This window comes from Paenibacillus sp. LHD-117, from assembly GCF_030929555.1.
Classification (GTDB): Bacteria; Bacillota; Bacilli; order Paenibacillales; family Paenibacillaceae; genus Pristimantibacillus.
This window is the reverse complement of sequence record NZ_JAVFVT010000004.1, coordinates 106,102-123,158: the sequence shown is the minus strand read 5'-3', so window position 1 is coordinate 123,158 and position 17,057 is coordinate 106,102. Positions and strand designations below refer to the sequence as shown.

Sequence of the window (17,057 nt, the reverse complement as noted above, 5' to 3'; positions counted from 1 at the left end):
TTTGGTCTCGAGATCGAAGAGGGCTACTTTCGCATACTTGTCCCGCGTTTCTCATAACTATGAAGAAAGGACGAGCAAGCAAGGAGGATGGCCGTATGGGGCTAAGAGACGACGTGAAACATCGAAGGCACGAGAAAATAAAGACGTTGCTGGAGGAATTCGCCGCAAAGCAGGAAGCGGGACGAATCAAAGAGGCGAGGGAGGATGCACATCTTGTCTTTCCGGTGGCGCAGTCTGATCGGGTCATGCGCGAAGAACGCAATGAACCACCCGGCGATTATTCGCCGGATCCGGAGCTTGCCTGGAAGCGGAATCCGAATCCGTGGTCGGCATGGAGCGAAGAGAGCAGGGAAGGCAATATGCCCCGCAGCTTCGTCAGGCAGACGCGCACGTACGAGGATTCGGTGCTGCCGCCGCGAAGCGGATGGACCCGGTTCCGCAAAGACTTGCAGTGGAAAGCGGTAGTTGCACTGCTGCTGTTCGGCGGGGTGTACGGCATGTTCCAGTATCATGCGGATTGGTCCCAGAAAGGGCAGCAACTCGTGAAGCAGGCGCTGACGGACGAGTTCGATTTTGCCGCGGCGGCGGTGTGGTACAAGGAGGTTTTTGCGGGAGCGCCTTCGTTTATTCCGATGTTCCAAGGCGATCCTTCCGATGCGCTGGGGGTCGACGGCGGCGTGAAGGGAACCGTCGTCGTTCCGATCCAGGAAGCGTCGTTGATCCGCACCTTTGCCGAGCTGCTTAACGGAGTCGAGCTTGCCGGAGCTTCGGAGGCGCCCGTGGCCGCTGCCGAGACGGGCAGAGTCATCGTCGTGACGAAAGAGCGGGACAGCGTGCTCATTCAGCATGCCAATAACAGGGTAACCGTCTACGGGAAACTGGGCGGCGCCACCGTATCGGTTAATGACTGGGTGGAGGCGGGGGATCCGATCGGCAAGCTGCAGAAAGCGGCGGATGGCGGCCAAAGCTTGCTGTATTTCGCCGTGAAGCAGGATGATCGTTATATGGATCCGTTGGACGTGATCACGATTGATTAAATGGCGCGGCATCGCATGGTCGTTTCACCCTCTCTTCGTGATGGTCATGCTGGCGTCCGCGGTTACCGGTTACTTCACCGAATTAATCGTCCTGTTCCTCATCGTGTTCGTGCATGAGCTCGGCCATGTCTTCGCCGCCCGCAGCTTCGGATGGCGGATTAAGGAGATTAAGCTGCTGCCGTTCGGCGGCGTGGCGGAGGTGGAGGCCGGGGGCGCGAACGCCAGGGAAGAAGCGCTGGTCGCGATCGCGGGGCCGCTCCAGAACGTGTGGATGGGGCTTGCGGCTTGGGGCTGCGGAGCGCTTGGTTTATGGAACGATCAATGGGCCGTATACGTGGTGCAGGCGAATTTGATGATCGCGTTGTTCAATCTGCTGCCCATCCATCCGCTCGACGGCGGAAAGCTCGTGCACGCGCTGCTCAGCGTTTTCTGCGATTACTACCATACCTTGCTCTGGTCGGCGAGGCTCAGCCTGGCGTTCAGCGCTGCCATGATCGGCGTTGCGGCAGCACCGCTGCTGCTTCTGAGCCAAGACGGAATTCAGCTAAATCTGCTTGTCGTCGGTTTGTTTCTTCTGCTGAGCAACTGGACGTATTACCGGAACGTGCCGTATTTGTTCGTCCGTTTTCTTACCCATCGCCAGCGGGCAGCAGCGGCTGCGCTCGATCGAGGGAAGAAGGCAACGCCGATAATCGTGAACGGCAAACAATCGATTCTGTCCGTTGCCAAACGATTCAATCGCGAACGTTATCACTTGATCTACGTCATGGAGCCGTCCGGCAAGGATCTGCGCGTGCTGGCCGAGCAGCAGATCGTCGAAAGCTGTCTCTCCGGGAAGAATCCAAACCGTGCAGTCCGCGAGCTTTTGAGCTAAAATAGAGAAAAAGCGCGTAAATGCGTGTTCAAAAAATCTGTGATCAAAATTGGATTTTTTGAACAACCTCTACAAAAGGGCGGAATCGGTCATGAAGCAAATGCTGATGCACGTGGAAGGAGACACGCTGCAAACGGCCGTTCTGGAGAACGGACAGCTGACGGAGTTTTTTATGGAACGGTCGGGCGGGGCTAGTCTGGTCGGCAATATTTACAAAGGCAGAGTCGTGAACGTGCTGCCGGGCATGGACGCGGCTTTCGTCGATATCGGCATCGGCAAAAACGCATTTCTGTACATAGACGACATGCTTCATCCGCATGCGGACAAGCAGCCGCAGAACAAACCGGCGATTCGCGAGCTCGCACAGCCCGGACAGGACTTGATCGTTCAGGTCGTTAAGGATCCGCTGGGCGGCAAAGGCGCGCGCGTTACGACGCACTTTAATTTGCCTGGCCGCTGGCTCGTCTATCTGCCATTCGCGGATTACGTCGGCGTTTCCAAGAAGGTCGCGAGCGAAGCGGAGCGGGAGCGGCTGCGGCTGGCCGGCGAGCAGCTAAAGCGAGATGAAGAAGGCATTATAATGCGAACGGCGGCTGAGGGAGAAGACTTGGGATCGCTGCAGGCGGATGTCTTCAAGCTGCGGGAGCGCTGGCGATCGATCGGGGAAAAGGCGGGAAGCGCGGTGGCTCCTGCCATGCTGCATTGCGAGGAAGGGCTTTTGCACCGGGTGATTAGGGACACGTTTTCCTCCGACATGGACGAACTTTGGATCGACCATTCGGCAAGATACGGCGAGGCCGCGGAACTACTGCGCGATATCTCGCCTGCCTTTGACGGACGGGTTAAGTTATACCGGGGAGGCGGAGGCAGGGGCATCTTCCAAGAGTTTCGGGTATCGGAGCAGATCGAGTCCGCTTTCTCCAGGCGAATCCCCATGCAGAGCGGAGGATATCTGATCTGGGAGGAGACGGAGGCGCTGACAGTGATCGACGTCAATACGGGCAAGTTTACCGGCTCGGACAATTTGGAGGATACGGTGTTCCGCACCAATTTGGAGGCCGCCGCGTTAATTGGCCGCCTGCTTCGCGTTCGAGACGTTGGCGGCATCGTCATCGTCGACTTCATCGATATGGAACGCGACGACAGCCGATCGAAGGTGCTGGCCCGAATGATCGAGGAGGCGCGGCGCGACGGAACGAAGACGTCCATCGTCGGTTGGACTAGGCTTGGCCTGATGGAGTTGACGCGCAAGAAGGCGCGCGAGAACGCGAGCCGGCAGCTCGCCGAAACCTGCAAAAGCTGCGACGGTAAAGGGATGGTCCGCAGCGTCCAGAAGGGAAATCATCCATAACGTAATTAACGGTTGAACTGGGCGATTGGATATGATAAACTGTTTGGGTGTACATTTTGAGACTATAAGTATAAGTTCAAAAAAACGGTTTTCAGCACCGAGAAGGTTGAATGAAGCTAGGAAATGAGGAGCGGAGCGTAGTGATAGCTACGTGAGCACCTGCAATGTTTCCGGAGGAAACATACTTCGTAAGCATTCGCTTAGTTCCGGCTGAATTTAAGATTCGATGTCGAATAAGCTTCTTGGTAAACTTCGTGATCAAAAGCGAGTTTTTTGAACAACTTCTATAAGTCCGAGGGGTTCACAGGTACCGCTCCGAACAGGTTCACAAGCGCTGCGCTAGCTCGGCCACCTGACTCAGGCGAGTCTTCGACAATAAGGAGGTGCACCAACTATGTTCGCAATCATTGAAACTGGCGGCAAGCAATACAAAGTTCAGGAAGGCGATGTGATCTACATCGAGAAACTGGACGGAAACGAAGGCGAGAACGTAACGTTCGACCGTGTCCTGGCTGTATCCGGCAAAGACGGATTCGTAACAGGCGCTCCGGTTGTATCCGGCGCAAGCGTTACAGGCAAAGTCGAGAAACACGGCAAAGGCCAAAAAATCATCGTTTACAAATACAAAGCCAAAAAGAACTACCGTCGTAAGCAAGGTCATCGTCAGCCTTACACGAAAGTAACGATCGAGAAAATCCAAGCGTAAGAGGATGATCTCATGATATCCGTTACGATCGTTCGGAACGCTGACAGGCGCATCGTATCGTTCGCGGTCGAAGGACATGCGAAATATGCGAAGCCCGGCAAAGACATCGTCTGCGCCGGCGTGTCGGCCGTTTCGGTCGGCACGGTGAACGCGATTGAAGCTTTAGCGGGCGTCCAGCTTCCCTATTCGATGAAGAACGGCTGGTTGTCGTCGGACATCCCGGTTCTGCCAGAAGCAGACAAGGATGGCCGGATGCAGCTGCTGCTCGAATCGATGATCGTGATGCTGGAGACGATCGCTACATCATACGGCAAATTCGTCGTCTTGCGGGAACAGCTCGTTTGAGCGAGTGCCGGCGAGAGACCATTTTCGAGAAGAAGGAGGGGTACACCATGTTGAAACTGAATCTTCAGCTATTCGCATCCAAGAAGGGCGTAGGTTCCACGAAGAACGGACGCGACTCGCAGTCCAAACGTCTTGGCGCTAAACGCGCCGACGGCCAAGTGGTATCCGGCGGAAGCATCTTGTTCCGCCAGCGCGGAACGAAGATCCACCCGGGAACGAACGTAGGCATCGGCAAGGACGATACGCTGTACGCGAAAGTAGACGGCGTCGTCAAGTTCGAGCGTCTGGGTCGCGATCGCAAGAAAGTGAGCGTATACCCTGTTGATCAAGCTCCTGTTGCAGCTGCAGTAGAAGCCTAAATCGCAACCGAAAGCCCCGGCCAGCTTAGCTTGGTCCGGGGCTTTTGTTTCATTTTTATTGGCGATATATTCGCGAAGTCGGTTCTCCGCTGAATGTCGACGACAGCCTTTTACACCTAAACCGCGCGGTTTTTAGCTGATGACCGCATTAGACGAGCATGGTATACTGGGTAAGCTAGTAATTCCGAAGAAGGCAGGTTCTGGGAATGGTACGCTTAACATCGGCAAAGCAATATGTCGCGGCAACGGCGATTGTGCCGGTGGTCGCGCTCCTAACTTGGCCCGGCGAACGATTGCTCGCCGCAGGATGCATCGCTTGGATCGTGGCATCTGCGATTTATTGGGTGCGTTGCGAACGCAAGGAGCATCAAGAGCGGGTCGCAGGAACCATTCATGCGATGCAAGCCTCTGGCGTCAGGACGCTTAACCATCACCGACACGATTGGATGAACGATCTGCAGGTGCTCTACGGCTATATGCGCCTCGGCAAGTTGGATAAGACGGTCGGTTATGTGGAGAAAATAAGGGAAAGAATGAATGCCGAAAGCGCAATCGCGAAGCTTGGCGTTCCTTCGCTGATTAGTTACATCCAAACGTTCCGCACGATCACGAACTCGCTTCTGCTCGAGGTAGAGATCGAGGGAGACGTGAACCTGAAGGAGATGTCGCTCGACGCGGAGAGCGTAGCGGAGACGATTATACATACGGTCAACGCCTATCGCGTATCGGTCAAGCCGGGTACGGGAGAGCAGGCGGTTCTCCGGCTTCGGCTGAGCGCCGACGAGAAGTCGTTGTACGCGTCTTTCTATTACGAAGGCGAACTTATGAATGAACAGCATTGGAACCAAAAAATCAAAGAGCAGTTGAAAGGCGCGCCGCTCATACCGGTATCCGAGGGACAGAGCTTTAATCAAGTTCTGCTCAAGGCCGAGATGCGCGAGATACGCGCTTGAACGGAGGCAAGACATGTTTGTCGATAAGGCAAAAATATTCGTAAAAGGCGGAGATGGAGGAGACGGGATCGTTTCCTTCCGCCGCGAGAAATACGTGGAGAATGGCGGGCCAGCCGGCGGCGACGGCGGCCACGGGGGAGACTTGATCTTCCGCGTGGACGAAGGTTTGCGTACGCTGATGGACTTCCGCTATCAGAAGCACTTTAAGGCTGAGCGCGGGGAACGCGGCAAGGTGAAGTGCATGCACGGCGCCAGCGCCGAAGATACGATTGTCCGAATTCCTCCGGGCACGGTCATCATCGACGACGATACGAACGAGATTATCGCGGATTTGACGCGCCACGGCCAGCAGGTCGTCGTTGCTAAGGGCGGCAGGGGCGGCCGCGGCAATACCCGGTTCGCGACGCCGACGAATCCGGCTCCCTATATTTCGGAGAACGGCGAAGAAGGACAGGAACGTTGGATCGTTCTGGAGCTGAAAGTAATGGCCGATGTCGGACTCGTCGGTTTCCCGAGCGTCGGCAAGTCCACGCTGCTGTCCGTCGTATCGGGCGCGAAGCCGAAGATCGGCGCATACCACTTCACGACGATCACGCCGAATCTGGGCGTCGTCGACGTTGGGGACGGACGCAGCTTCGTTATGGCGGATCTGCCGGGTTTGATCGAGGGCGCGCATGAAGGCGTCGGACTCGGACACGAGTTTCTGCGTCACGTCGAACGTACGCGCGTCATTATCCATGTGATCGACATGGCGGCATCGGAAGGTCGCGATCCGTTCGACGATTGGCAGAAGATCAACGCGGAGCTGTCGCTCTATAACGAGAAGCTTGCGGACCGTCCGCAAATTATCGCGGCGAACAAGATGGACATGCCCGAAGCCGAAGAGCAGCTGGCGCTGTTCAAGGAGCAGCTGGACGCGGTCAGAGGCGACAAGGATTACGTCGTCATGCCGATTTCCTCTTTGACCAAGCAGGGAATCCAGGAGTTGCTGTACAAAGCGGCCGACGTCCTTGATACGGTCGAAGATCAAGTCGAAATCGAAGAAGTAAAAGACATTGAAGAACGCAAAGTATACACCTACGAGAAACGGGAAGAGATCACGTTCGACATTCACCGCGAGGACGAAGTGTACGTCGTGGAGAGCGAAGGCATCGAGCGTATGATGAAACGGATCAACCTGAATTCCTACGATGCCGTCATGCGGTTTGCCCGCACGATGCGCAAGCTGGGCGTGGACGAGGCGCTGCGCAAGAAAGGCGCCAAGGACGGGGATATGGTCCGCATCGGCGACTTCGCGTTCGAGTTTTTCGAAGGTACCGATTACGACCCATACAATTAATCAAGGAGAACCGTTATTGCCGCCACCTGCAGCACAGTGCGATTCATTCCTTTGGAACCTAAGAAAAGACGACGGCAGTCGTCTTTTTTTGGCTTTACCTATTGCCCCGCTACCCGGATTCCGATATAATGTCCACTATAGGTGTACAATTGTCTTTTTGAGGAGGACGGAAGTGGCGGAACGCTATTATGTCGTCCGGGAGGATATCCTTCCGGAAGCGATTCAGAAGACGATTCAGGTGAAAGAGCTGCTGAGCAGCGGAGCGGTCGCGACCGTTCACGAAGCCGTGGAGCGGGCCGGACTTAGCCGCAGCGCCTTCTACAAATACAAGGACGGCGTGTTCGCGCTGAACGATATCGCCCGCGAGCGAATCGTGACGATCTCCATGGATCTGGAGCATCGGGCGGGCGTCTTGTCCAGCGTGCTCGGACTGGTCGCGGGCCAAGAAGGCAACGTGTTGACGATGAATCAAAGCATCCCGCTGCAAGGTTTCGCGAATGTCGTCCTATCGGTCGATATTTCGGGGCTTGCGGGAGAGCTGTCGGATCTGCTGGAGCTTCTGCGGCGCCAGACGGGCGTGCGGAAGGCAGCGGTTATCGGGCAAGGATAAACAAGGATAAATGAAGCAACGGAGGGTGTATATGAAGCCGATAAAGGTAGGATTGCTCGGGCTAGGTACGGTTGGAACGGGCGTTGTTCGCATCGTCGAGGGTCATCAGGAGGATCTCCAAAGCCAAGTGGGATCGCCGATAATGATCGAGAAGGTGCTGGTGCAGAATAAAGCAAAGGCGCGTTCGATATCGATCGACCCGGATAAGCTGACGGAGGATCCGTGGGAAATTATCCGCCATCCGGAGATCGACGTCATCGTCGAGGTGATGGGCGGAATTCCGCATACGAAGGAATACATTCTCGAGGCGTTGTCGCTTGGCAAGCATGTCGTCACCGCCAACAAGGACTTGATGGCGATGCACGGTCCCGAGATTCTCGCGAAGGCGCAGGAGAACCGCTGCGACGTCTTGTACGAAGCGAGCGTAGCCGGCGGCATTCCGATTCTGCGCACGCTTGTGGAAGGCTTCTCTTCCGATCGGATCACGAAAATTATGGGCATCGTTAACGGGACGACGAACTACATCCTGACGAAGATGAGCCAAGAAGGCGCCACTTACGGGGACGTGCTGAAAGAAGCGCAGGAGCTTGGTTATGCCGAAGCGGATCCGACTTCCGACGTGGAAGGGCTTGACGCCGCACGCAAGATGACGATTTTGGCGACGCTCGGCTTCCGTTCCAACGTAGCGCTGGAGGACGTGTCGGTCAAAGGCATCTCGTCCGTGAGCAAGGAAGACATCCTGTACGCGAAGCGCCTTGGCTACGAGCTCAAGCTGCTCGGCATCGCGGAGCGCCAAGACGATTTGGTGAGCATTAGCGTGCAGCCTACAATGGTGAAGAAGACGCATCCGATCGCTTCGGTGGGCGGCGTGTTTAACGCGGTATACGTATACGGCGAAGCGGTCGGAGAGACGATGTTCTACGGCGCGGGTGCGGGCGAGCTGCCGACGGCGACTTCGATCGTGGCGGATCTTGTCGCGGTCGTGAAGAACCTGAAGCTGGGCGTAAACGGCAAACAAAGCAGCTTGGCCTACAAGGAAACGAAGCTGAAGACGGACGACCAGATTTCGTCGAAATATTTCCTCTTGCTGCATGTTGCCGATCGCGCTGGCGTACTCGCGCGAATCACGCAGTCGTTCGCGGAATACGAGGTTAGCCTGGAGTCCGTGCTGCAGCAGCCGAATCCGAACAACCCCGACGCCGAAATCATCATTATTACGCATGACGCCAGCAAGGCAGCCGTCCAGAAGGTGCTTCAGACGTTCGAATCGCTGGACGTCGTGTACAAGGTGAAAAGCGTTTACCGGGTTGAAGGGTAAGCCGATGAACGGAGCAGGGAGCATGGAAAGCAGGATGTTAACGAAGACAGGAAACACGGACAATCGCCGTGTAACCGTGAAGGTGCCGGCCAGCACGGCCAATCTGGGTCCGGGGTTCGATTCGCTCGGGATGGCGCTGTCGCTATTCGCCTGGGTCGAAATGTCGGAGTCCCGTACGGGGGAGACGTCGTTCCGGCTGTATGGAGAGGGCATGGACGGATTACCGCGGGACAAAAGCAACTTAATCTATAAGGTCGCCCAGCTCGTGTTCGACGAGGCGGGCGTCAGCGTTCCGGAGTTGGACATCGCGATGTACAGCGATATTCCGCTCACGCGCGGCCTCGGAAGCAGCGCGTCGGCGATCATCGGAGCGCTCGTCGCCGCAAACGCGCTGATCGGAAGCCCGCTTGGCGACGATAAGCTGTTCCAGCTGGCAACGGCGCTGGAAGGCCATCCCGACAACGTCGGCGCCTCGCTGTTCGGTGGCATCGTCGTCGCGGCTTGGGACGGCGAGAGCGCGCATTACGCGCGAATCGAGCCGCATGCGAGGCTGGAGACGCTGGTGGCCATTCCGGCGTTCCAGCTGTCGACGGAGAAGGCGAGGCACGCGCTGCCTTCACAGCTCTCGATGGCCGATGCCGTCTATAACGTCGGCCGCAGCTCGCTCCTCGTCGCCGCGCTGGCTGGCGGTGAGCTCGAGTTGATCCGGCATGCGATGAAGGATCGGCTGCACCAGCCTTACCGCGCGGCGCTTATCCCCGGCATGACGGAGATTCTCGAGCGCGCGACGGAGTTTGGCGCGCTTGGCGCAGCGCTCAGCGGAGCCGGCCCGACGCTGATCGCTTTCGTGGACGCGGCCAGCTCGTCGAAGGCGGAGCTGGAACGTTTTTTGCAGGAAACGCTGCGAAAGGAAGGCATCGAGGCAGAGACGATGTGGCTTGCGCCATGCGGCTGCGGACCGGCCGTGACGGTGGAGCAATTGCCGGACGCCCAAGCGGTTGCGGATGCGCCAACGTTGCTTGATCGAATCAAAGGAGAAGTCAAAGCATGAAGACGATAGCGTTATTGCCTGCGGGCTCCGTGTCGGATGAAGCGGCGAAGCAGCTGTTTGCCGGGGAAGAGGTCGGATGGAAACATCATCGGATGATCTCCGACGTGTTCCTGTCGACCGTAAACGGCGTCAGCGATTACAGCATCATTCCGATCGAGAATACGATCGAAGGCTCCGTGAGCCTACATATGGATTGGCTTGTGCATGAAGTCGATCTTCCGATGCAGGCGGAATGGGTGTATCCCTCCATTCAGAACTTGATTGGAAGACGCTCCGAGCTGTCGGGCGAGTCGGGCGAGTTGGATCTGACCCGCATCAAGAAAGTTATCAGCCATCCCGTGGCGATGGCGCAATGTACGCAGTTCCTTCGCGAGCGCATGCCGCAAGCGGAGACGGAGCATGTGAGCAGTACCGCGGAAGCGGTGCGCATCGTCCGCGACCATCCGAACGAGGGCATTACGGCGATCGGCACCCGCATCGCGGCCGCGAACAACGGCCTCGACATCTTGGCGCCCGAAGTGACGGATCACGACAATAACTATACGCGGTTCATGCTCGTCGGCTCCGAGCCGTATACGGCCCGCAAGTCGGAACGCGTGAAAACTAGCATTCTGATTACGCTGCCCGAAGATTACCCGGGCGCGCTGCATCAAGTATTGTCGGCGTTCGCTTGGCGGCGCATCAATCTGTCCCGCATCGAATCGAGACCGACGAAGAAGAAGCTCGGCAATTATTATTTTTATATCGAAATCGAGATGTCGCTGGATACGGTGCTGTTGCCCGCGGCGCTTCAAGAGATCGAAGCGATCGGTTGCCAGATTCGCATCCTCGGCTGTTATCCAAGCTTCACCTATGAGCAGCTGCTGTAAATTGGGGAACCTAACGACAACGAAAAGCGATTGGAATGACTATTTCTCGGAGGTGCAAGGGAAGGTATGGCACAGCAATGGATTTACTTAAACGGCGATTTCGTATCGAAGGAAGACGCGAAAGTTTCCGTCTACGATCACGGCTTTTTGTACGGGGACGGCATTTTCGAAGGCATTCGCATTTATGAGGGAAATATTTTCAAATGCAAGGAGCATCTTGACAGGCTGTACGATTCAGCCAAATCGATCATGCTCGACATTCCGCTTACGATCGACGAAATGCAAGCCGCGCTCGTCGAGACGATTCGCCGCAACGAGCTGCGCGACGGCTACATTCGCCTCGTCGTATCCCGTGGTCCCGGCAATCTTGGGCTTGATCCTCGCCGCTGCCCTTCCGCTTTCGTCATCATTATCGTGGAGCAGCTGGCGATCTACCCGGAGGAGGCTTATCGCAACGGTCTCGTGTCCGTATCGGTATCCCAGCGACGCAACATTCCGGACGCGCTGAATCCAAAGATCAAATCGCTGAACTACCTGAACAACATCCTGGTCAAAATCCAGGCGAACCTCGCCGGCGTCGGCGAAGCGATCATGCTGAACGCGCAAGGTTACGTGGCGGAAGGCTCCAGCGACAATATTTTCATCATCAAAAACAACGTCGTTTATACGCCTCCATGCTACATCGGCGCGCTGGAAGGCATTACGCGCGCTGCGATCATGGAGCTTTGCGGCAAGCTTGGCTACAAGCTGAAGGAAGAGCCGTTCACGCTGCACGACGTGTACGTCGCGGACGAAGTGTTCTTCACGGGCACGGCTGCCGAAGTTATCGCGGTTCGCGAAGTCGATGGACGCAAAATCGGTTCCGGACAAGCCGGCCCGATCACGACGCATCTGCTTGAGCAGTTCCGCAGCATCGTTACGGTCGACGGAGTTAAAGTTTACGAATAACGCATATTTGCGAAGAACCTGCCCGGGGCGACATGGAGACATGCGTCCGGGCAGGTTTTTTTTGCGAAGATGGCGACACCTGCCCATGTGCTGCATAGGATGTAGAGATTGATAACAGGCATTAGCCGTGCCGAGTTATCCAGAACGTGACAGGAGGTTGTCGGCGAGTGAAAATCCATCTCGTAAAAAAAGGCGATACGTTGTATTTCATCGGCCAAAAATACAATGTTTCGATCGAAGAAATTTTGAGCTTGAACCCGGGCATTACGAACCCGGATGTTCTTGAGGTGGGGATGAAACTAAAAATCCCAACCGTGCAAGGACAAAACGGCATCAGTGGAATGGAAGTTATGCATCAGCATGTCGTGAAGCAAGGGGATACGTTGTGGAAGCTTTCGAAAGCATGGGGCGTTCCGCTGGCGACGATGATTTATGCCAATCCGCATCTGAAAAACCCGAACGTGCTTCTGACGGGGGAAGTCGTAAACATACCAAAAGCCGATACGATCGTGCCGGCATCCGCCATGCATGCGATGAGCAACCCAGGGAAGACGCCGACGGGCGTCGCGCATCCTCTGCACCCGACATCGATCAAGCAGGGCGTGCAAGGCATCGTCGGCAAGCTGTCGACCGCTCCGGCGGCGATCGGCAAGACGCTGACGGGACTTGCGACGGACAAAAAAAATACGGCACCGATCGCCGGAAAAACGCCAACCGGCCCGATCGTATCGCCGGTTCCAAACCCAGCCCCGGCGCCAGCACCGAAGGAAACGAAAGTCGAGCCGCTGGATACGGGCAAGGTCGAACCGCTAGGTACAGGTAAAGTCGAGCCGCTGGATACGGGCAAGGTCGAACCGCTAGGTACAGGTAAAGTCGAGCCGCTGGATACGGGCAAGGTCGAACCGCTAGGTACGGGCAAGGTCGAGCCGCTGGGAACAGGCAAGGTCGAGCCGCTCGGCGCGGGCAAGGTCGAGCCGCTGGGTACGGGCAAGGTCGAGCCGCTCGGCACGGGCAAGGTCGAACCGCTGTCGTCCAACATTGCTCCGCTTGGCACGGGCAAAGTCGAGCCATTGTCTGCCGGAACAGGCAAAACATTGCCGAATACGCCGGTTTCGCCGCTCAGCGCGAACAACGTGGCTCCACTGTCGACGAACGTTTCGCCGCTTAGCACGAACAACATGGCTCCGCTGTCGACGAACAATGCCGGACCGAATGTTTCGCCAACTCCTTACGCGGGCAAAAAAGCATTGCCGATCGAGAAGCCGGTCGAGCATAAAGTGAGCCCGGCCCATTCCGAATACATGCAGAACATGGATATGAATTTGTTCCAGCAATACTACGTGCCGGCTACCGAAGCGATCTATATGAACCATCAACCGAGCGTTTCGCCGTACGGAGCGCATGGCGGAATATCCCCATACGGCGAAATGGCGCCGATGTTCCCATACGATTGCCCGCCGGGAACCTTCATGACGGGGTATCCTTTACCTATGCCTTACGGCGGAGGTGGCCCTGGTTGGGGTTATCCTGAAGCATTTTCGGGCATGAACGAGAATGGCATGGTGTCACCGCTGTCGAACATGTCCAATGCGGGCATGGTGTCGCCGCTGTCGAACATGTCCAATGCGGGCATGGTGTCGCCGCTGTCGAACATGTCCAATGCGGGCATGGTGTCGCCGCTGTCGAACATGTCCAATGCGGGCATGGTATCGCCGCTGTCGAACATGTCCAATGCGGGCATGGTGTCGCCGTTGTCGAACATGCCAAATGCGGGCATGGTCTCGCCAATGTCGGGCATGCCGACGAAAGGGCTTCCGAGCACGATGTCGACCTTGTCGATGCCAAGTTATGACGGAGGCGGTTATCCGATGACTTACCCGCCATATGCGCCATACCCGCTCTGGCAGCAAAACGCAGGGGTGTCGCCTGTTCAAACGGCCAATACCGCGAATGACGATTGCGGCTGCGGCGGCAAGCGCGAAGACGAGTTGGAGCAGCCGAAACAAACCTCCGGCAAATTCGCCGCTCCGAAACCGCGCAAAAAAGGCAAAAAAGCGGCGATCCGGACTGTCGCACCGCGTCCGAAGAAAAAAACGACGATCGGCAGCCGGCCATGGCTGAATCGTTAACGTAGATTTATAAGCTGAAAAAGAAGCAAGCTCCGCAGCGCCGGGGCTTGCTTCTTTATTTTGCCGCATTGTTTGCCATGTCTGAATAATTACCCATTTCTGGCGCACACTATCAGCAAAACGAAAGCCAAAGGGGGCTTCCCCATGATGTGGTTCAGCTTGTGGAAGCAAGTCAAAAAAAAAATCCGAAGAAACCGCAGGCCGTTATGGACGTTAGGCGGATTTGCGATCATGTTGGCGATAGCGGCCGCGCCGCAGCCGGCTTGCGCCGAGACAGACCTATATGAAACGCCGTCGATCGGCAGCTACTTGCAAGACAGGAACGCCCCGGTGCAAGTGAAGCTTCATCGAATCTATGTGTGCGGAGAAGAGACGGAGCCGCTCGGGCTGATGAAGCCGGAGACGATCATCCAGCTGCTCAGGCAGCATCCGGAGTGGAGCGCGAGCCTTGAAGAGGACGGCCGGACGGTGCGCGTCATGCAGCAGATCGATGATCTGTCGTCCGAGTGCAAGTCGAACGCTTATTTCGGCATGGATCGGAACGGCAATTTCTCCTTGTTCAACGGGGAACCGAGCAATGAGAAGGTGATGCGAACGTTCTTCCAACTGGACGTCAGGTTCATGGAGAGCAGTCTGCCGCAGGATCAGCTCGACCAGCTTTCCCAGGGCATTCGGGTCAGCGATATCGACGAATACAACAGCGTGTTGTCGACGTACAGCGATTATGCGATGGAAACCGAGGACGCGGCAAGCCAGAAACATAGCTACTGAATTCTAAAGGATATCATTAAAATCAACGAATCGAATTGCCGCCCGGACAGCCGGGCGGCTTTTTTGTCATTTTACGATCGGTCGCTCACAGAATGGACAAACGTTCGTTCTCATTTCGGGTTTCTTTTGTTATAATGAAGGACGGACAAGAATCGTAGTTATTCGTCTTTATTACATACTGAAGGGGTTGACGGCTTGCGCGTATTAGGCATTGACCCCGGCATCGCGATTGCGGGTTTTGGTTTCGTGGACAAAAACGGGCATAAGCTGACGCCCGTGCAATATGGCGCGATTACGACGGAAGCGCATACGCCTGCCGAGACTCGGCTGGTGCAGATATACGAATCGGCGGGCGCGCTGATGGACCGGTACAAGCCGGATTCGGTCGCGGTAGAGAAGCTGTTCTTCAACCGCAACGTTACGACCGCGTTCGCGGTCGGGCAGGCGCGTGGCGTCATTATTTTGGCGGCGGCGCAGCGGGGGCTTCCGGTTGCGGAATATACGCCGCTTCAAGTGAAGCAGGCCGTCGTAGGCTATGGCAAGGCAGAGAAGCGGCAGGTACAGGAGATGGTGAAGATGTTCCTAAGGCTGTCGGCGATACCGAAGCCCGACGACGTCGCGGACGCGTTGGCCGTGGCGATCTGCCATGCCCACTCGGCGGTGCTGGCTAACAAAATCAACGAGGTGAAACGTTCATGATCGATTACTTAAGAGGACCGGTCGTCCATATCGAAGCCGAATACATCGTGATGGACGTAAGAGATACCGGCTACCGCGTGTTCACGCCGAACCCGTACGCGTTCGCGGGCAAGGACGAACCGATTGTCGTTTATATCCATCATCATGTCCGGGAGGACGCGATCCATCTGTTCGGCTTCGAATCGAGGGAGCAGCAGACGTTGTTCCGCAAGCTGCTCGATGTGTCGGGGATCGGTCCGCGCGTGGCGCTCGGCGTTTTGTCCGCGGGGCGTCCGGAAGCGATTATTGCGGCGATTCAGCAAGAGAACTTAACGTTTCTGACGAAGCTGCCGGGCATCGGCAAAAAGACGGCTCAACGCATGGTGCTGGATTTGAAGGACAAGCTGATCGGCGCGGGAGGCGAAGGGCTGCTACTGACGGCTGCCGGCTTTGCCGCCGAGCTTGGCGCGGCGGGCATCGGCAACGGGCAAGGAGCCGGCACCGCATGGGAAGAGGCGCGTGAAGCGCTCGCGGCTCTAGGCTATACGGCTGCGGAGCTTGACCGCGCGTGGAACGGCCTGCAAGGAAGCGTTACCCCGGACGAGTCCGTCGACTCGCTCATGAAGCGGGCGCTGCAGCAGCTGTTCAAAGGGTAACGGAAAGGAGAGAGACCGAACATGGACGACAGAATCATCTCCGCGAACCTGATGATGGAAGACCAAGCGGTCGAGCTGAGCCTCAGGCCGCGTTATCTGGCCGAATATATCGGACAGACCAAAGCGAAAGAGAATCTCAAAATCTATATCGAAGCGGCCAAGATGCGCAAGGAAGCGCTTGACCATGTGCTGTTGTACGGTCCTCCGGGACTCGGCAAAACGACGTTGTCCAATATTATCGCCAACGAGCTCGGCGTGAACCTGCGCACGACGTCCGGACCCGCCATCGAACGTCCCGGCGATCTCGCGGCGCTTCTCACGAACCTGCAGGAAGGCGACGTCTTGTTTATCGACGAGATTCACCGGCTCCACCGCACGGTCGAGGAAGTGCTGTATCCGGCGATGGAGGATTTTGCTCTCGACATTATGATCGGCAAAGGGCCGAGCGCGCGCTCGGTCAGGCTCGATCTGCCGCCGTTCACGCTGATCGGCGCGACGACGCGCGCGGGATTGCTGTCCGCGCCGCTGCGCGACCGGTTCGGCGTCGTGAGCAGGCTGGAATTCTACACAGTGGACGAGCTGGCATTTATCGTATCACGCGCGTCCGAAATTTTGAATGTCTCAATCGTTGGCGAAGCTTCGGAAGAGATTGCGATGCGCTCGCGAGGGACGCCGCGGATCGCGAACCGGCTGCTGAAGCGCGTCAGGGATTTCGCGCAGGTGCGGGGAGACGGCGTCATCACGCACGAAATCGCGCGCTCCGCGCTAGAGCTGTTGCAGGTCGATCCGATGGGGCTCGACCATATCGACCACAAGATGCTGCACGCGATGATGACAACCTTCTCGGGGCGTCCGGTCGGACTCGATACGATCGCGGCGACGATCGGGGAAGAAAGCCAGACGATCGAAGACGTGTACGAGCCGTATCTGATGCAAATCGGTTTCCTGCAGCGGACGCCGAGAGGAAGAATCGCTACGGACAGCGCGTACCGTCATCTCGGTCTGCCGATTCCCGGCCGTCCCTAACAAGCCGATGAACGGACGATAACAACTTGCGATCCAT

At 56.8% G+C, this 17,057-nt stretch carries 18 protein-coding genes and 1 other annotated feature; all 18 genes read left to right on the top strand.

The window, feature by feature from the left end; genetic code table 11:
• The first annotated feature begins 95 nt into the window (after positions 1-95).
• The 18 genes from RB620_RS04145 to ruvB all read left to right on the top strand — a co-directional run bounded on the left by RB620_RS04145 (position 96) and on the right by ruvB (position 17,020).
• The gene (locus RB620_RS04145) at positions 96-1,037 is read left to right on the top strand and encodes a peptidoglycan DD-metalloendopeptidase family protein (protein WP_308092265.1); all 942 of its coding nucleotides are present in this window, start codon (positions 96-98) and stop codon (positions 1,035-1,037) included.
• The gene (locus RB620_RS04140) at positions 1,030-1,911 is read left to right on the top strand and encodes a M50 family metallopeptidase (RefSeq protein WP_308092264.1); all 882 of its coding nucleotides are present in this window, start codon (positions 1,030-1,032) and stop codon (positions 1,909-1,911) included. Before RB620_RS04145 ends, RB620_RS04140 begins: the two co-directional genes overlap by 8 nt.
• 91 nt (positions 1,912-2,002) lie before the next feature.
• The gene (locus RB620_RS04135; RefSeq protein WP_308092263.1) at positions 2,003-3,262 is read left to right on the top strand and encodes an Rne/Rng family ribonuclease; all 1,260 of its coding nucleotides are present in this window, start codon (positions 2,003-2,005) and stop codon (positions 3,260-3,262) included.
• Between the two features lie 301 nt (positions 3,263-3,563).
• Positions 3,564-3,641, top strand: a sequence feature (ribosomal protein L21 leader region).
• 15 nt (positions 3,642-3,656) lie between these two features.
• Complete coding sequence (rplU, locus tag RB620_RS04130) at positions 3,657-3,968, top strand: 50S ribosomal protein L21 (protein WP_308092262.1); 312 nt, start codon at positions 3,657-3,659, stop codon at positions 3,966-3,968.
• A 12-nt stretch (positions 3,969-3,980) separates the two neighbouring features.
• Entirely contained in the window at positions 3,981-4,313 is a 333-nt protein-coding gene (locus tag RB620_RS04125; protein WP_308092261.1) for a ribosomal-processing cysteine protease Prp, read from the top strand.
• 47 nt (positions 4,314-4,360) lie between these two features.
• Positions 4,361-4,672, top strand: a complete 312-nt coding sequence (rpmA, locus tag RB620_RS04120; RefSeq protein ID WP_308092260.1) for a 50S ribosomal protein L27 — start codon at positions 4,361-4,363, stop codon at positions 4,670-4,672.
• A 206-nt stretch (positions 4,673-4,878) separates the two neighbouring features.
• A complete protein-coding gene (locus tag RB620_RS04115; protein ID WP_308092259.1) occupies positions 4,879-5,625 on the top strand; it encodes a Spo0B domain-containing protein in 747 nt (248 codons plus the stop codon).
• A 13-nt stretch (positions 5,626-5,638) separates the two neighbouring features.
• Positions 5,639-6,964 (top strand): GTPase ObgE, encoded by a 1,326-nt coding sequence (gene obgE, locus RB620_RS04110; protein WP_308092258.1) that lies wholly within the window; start codon positions 5,639-5,641, stop codon positions 6,962-6,964.
• A gap of 172 nt (positions 6,965-7,136) precedes the next feature.
• Positions 7,137-7,574 carry an ACT domain-containing protein gene (locus RB620_RS04105; protein WP_308092257.1) on the top strand — a complete coding sequence of 146 codons (438 nt, stop codon included), beginning with the start codon at positions 7,137-7,139 and terminating at the stop codon, positions 7,572-7,574.
• Between the two features lie 31 nt (positions 7,575-7,605).
• Positions 7,606-8,892, top strand: coding sequence for a homoserine dehydrogenase (locus tag RB620_RS04100; protein WP_308092256.1), 1,287 nt, complete (start codon positions 7,606-7,608; stop codon positions 8,890-8,892).
• A 22-nt stretch (positions 8,893-8,914) separates the two neighbouring features.
• Positions 8,915-9,943, top strand: coding sequence for a homoserine kinase (thrB, locus tag RB620_RS04095; protein WP_308092255.1), 1,029 nt, complete (start codon positions 8,915-8,917; stop codon positions 9,941-9,943).
• Positions 9,940-10,812, top strand: coding sequence for a prephenate dehydratase (gene pheA, locus RB620_RS04090; RefSeq protein WP_308092254.1), 873 nt, complete (start codon positions 9,940-9,942; stop codon positions 10,810-10,812). The genes thrB and pheA overlap by 4 nt, the downstream gene beginning before the upstream one ends.
• Before the next feature lie 66 nt (positions 10,813-10,878).
• Positions 10,879-11,760, top strand: a complete 882-nt coding sequence (gene ilvE, locus RB620_RS04085) for a branched-chain-amino-acid transaminase (protein ID WP_308092253.1) — start codon at positions 10,879-10,881, stop codon at positions 11,758-11,760.
• Positions 11,761-11,927: 167 nt separating this feature from the next.
• Positions 11,928-13,889: a LysM peptidoglycan-binding domain-containing protein gene (locus RB620_RS04080; RefSeq protein WP_308092252.1), complete on the top strand. Its 1,962-nt coding sequence runs from the start codon at positions 11,928-11,930 to the stop codon at positions 13,887-13,889.
• Positions 13,890-14,033: 144 nt separating this feature from the next.
• Positions 14,034-14,660 carry a BofC C-terminal domain-containing protein gene (locus RB620_RS04075; protein ID WP_308092251.1) on the top strand — a complete coding sequence of 209 codons (627 nt, stop codon included), beginning with the start codon at positions 14,034-14,036 and terminating at the stop codon, positions 14,658-14,660.
• 195 nt (positions 14,661-14,855) lie between these two features.
• Positions 14,856-15,359, top strand: coding sequence for a crossover junction endodeoxyribonuclease RuvC (ruvC, locus tag RB620_RS04070; RefSeq protein WP_308092250.1), 504 nt, complete (start codon positions 14,856-14,858; stop codon positions 15,357-15,359).
• Positions 15,356-15,994, top strand: coding sequence for a Holliday junction branch migration protein RuvA (gene ruvA / locus RB620_RS04065; RefSeq protein WP_308092249.1), 639 nt, complete (start codon positions 15,356-15,358; stop codon positions 15,992-15,994). Before ruvC ends, ruvA begins: the two co-directional genes overlap by 4 nt.
• Positions 15,995-16,015: 21 nt before the next feature.
• Positions 16,016-17,020: a Holliday junction branch migration DNA helicase RuvB gene (ruvB, locus tag RB620_RS04060; RefSeq protein WP_308092248.1), complete on the top strand. Its 1,005-nt coding sequence runs from the start codon at positions 16,016-16,018 to the stop codon at positions 17,018-17,020.
• The last annotated feature ends 37 nt before the right edge of the window (positions 17,021-17,057 follow it).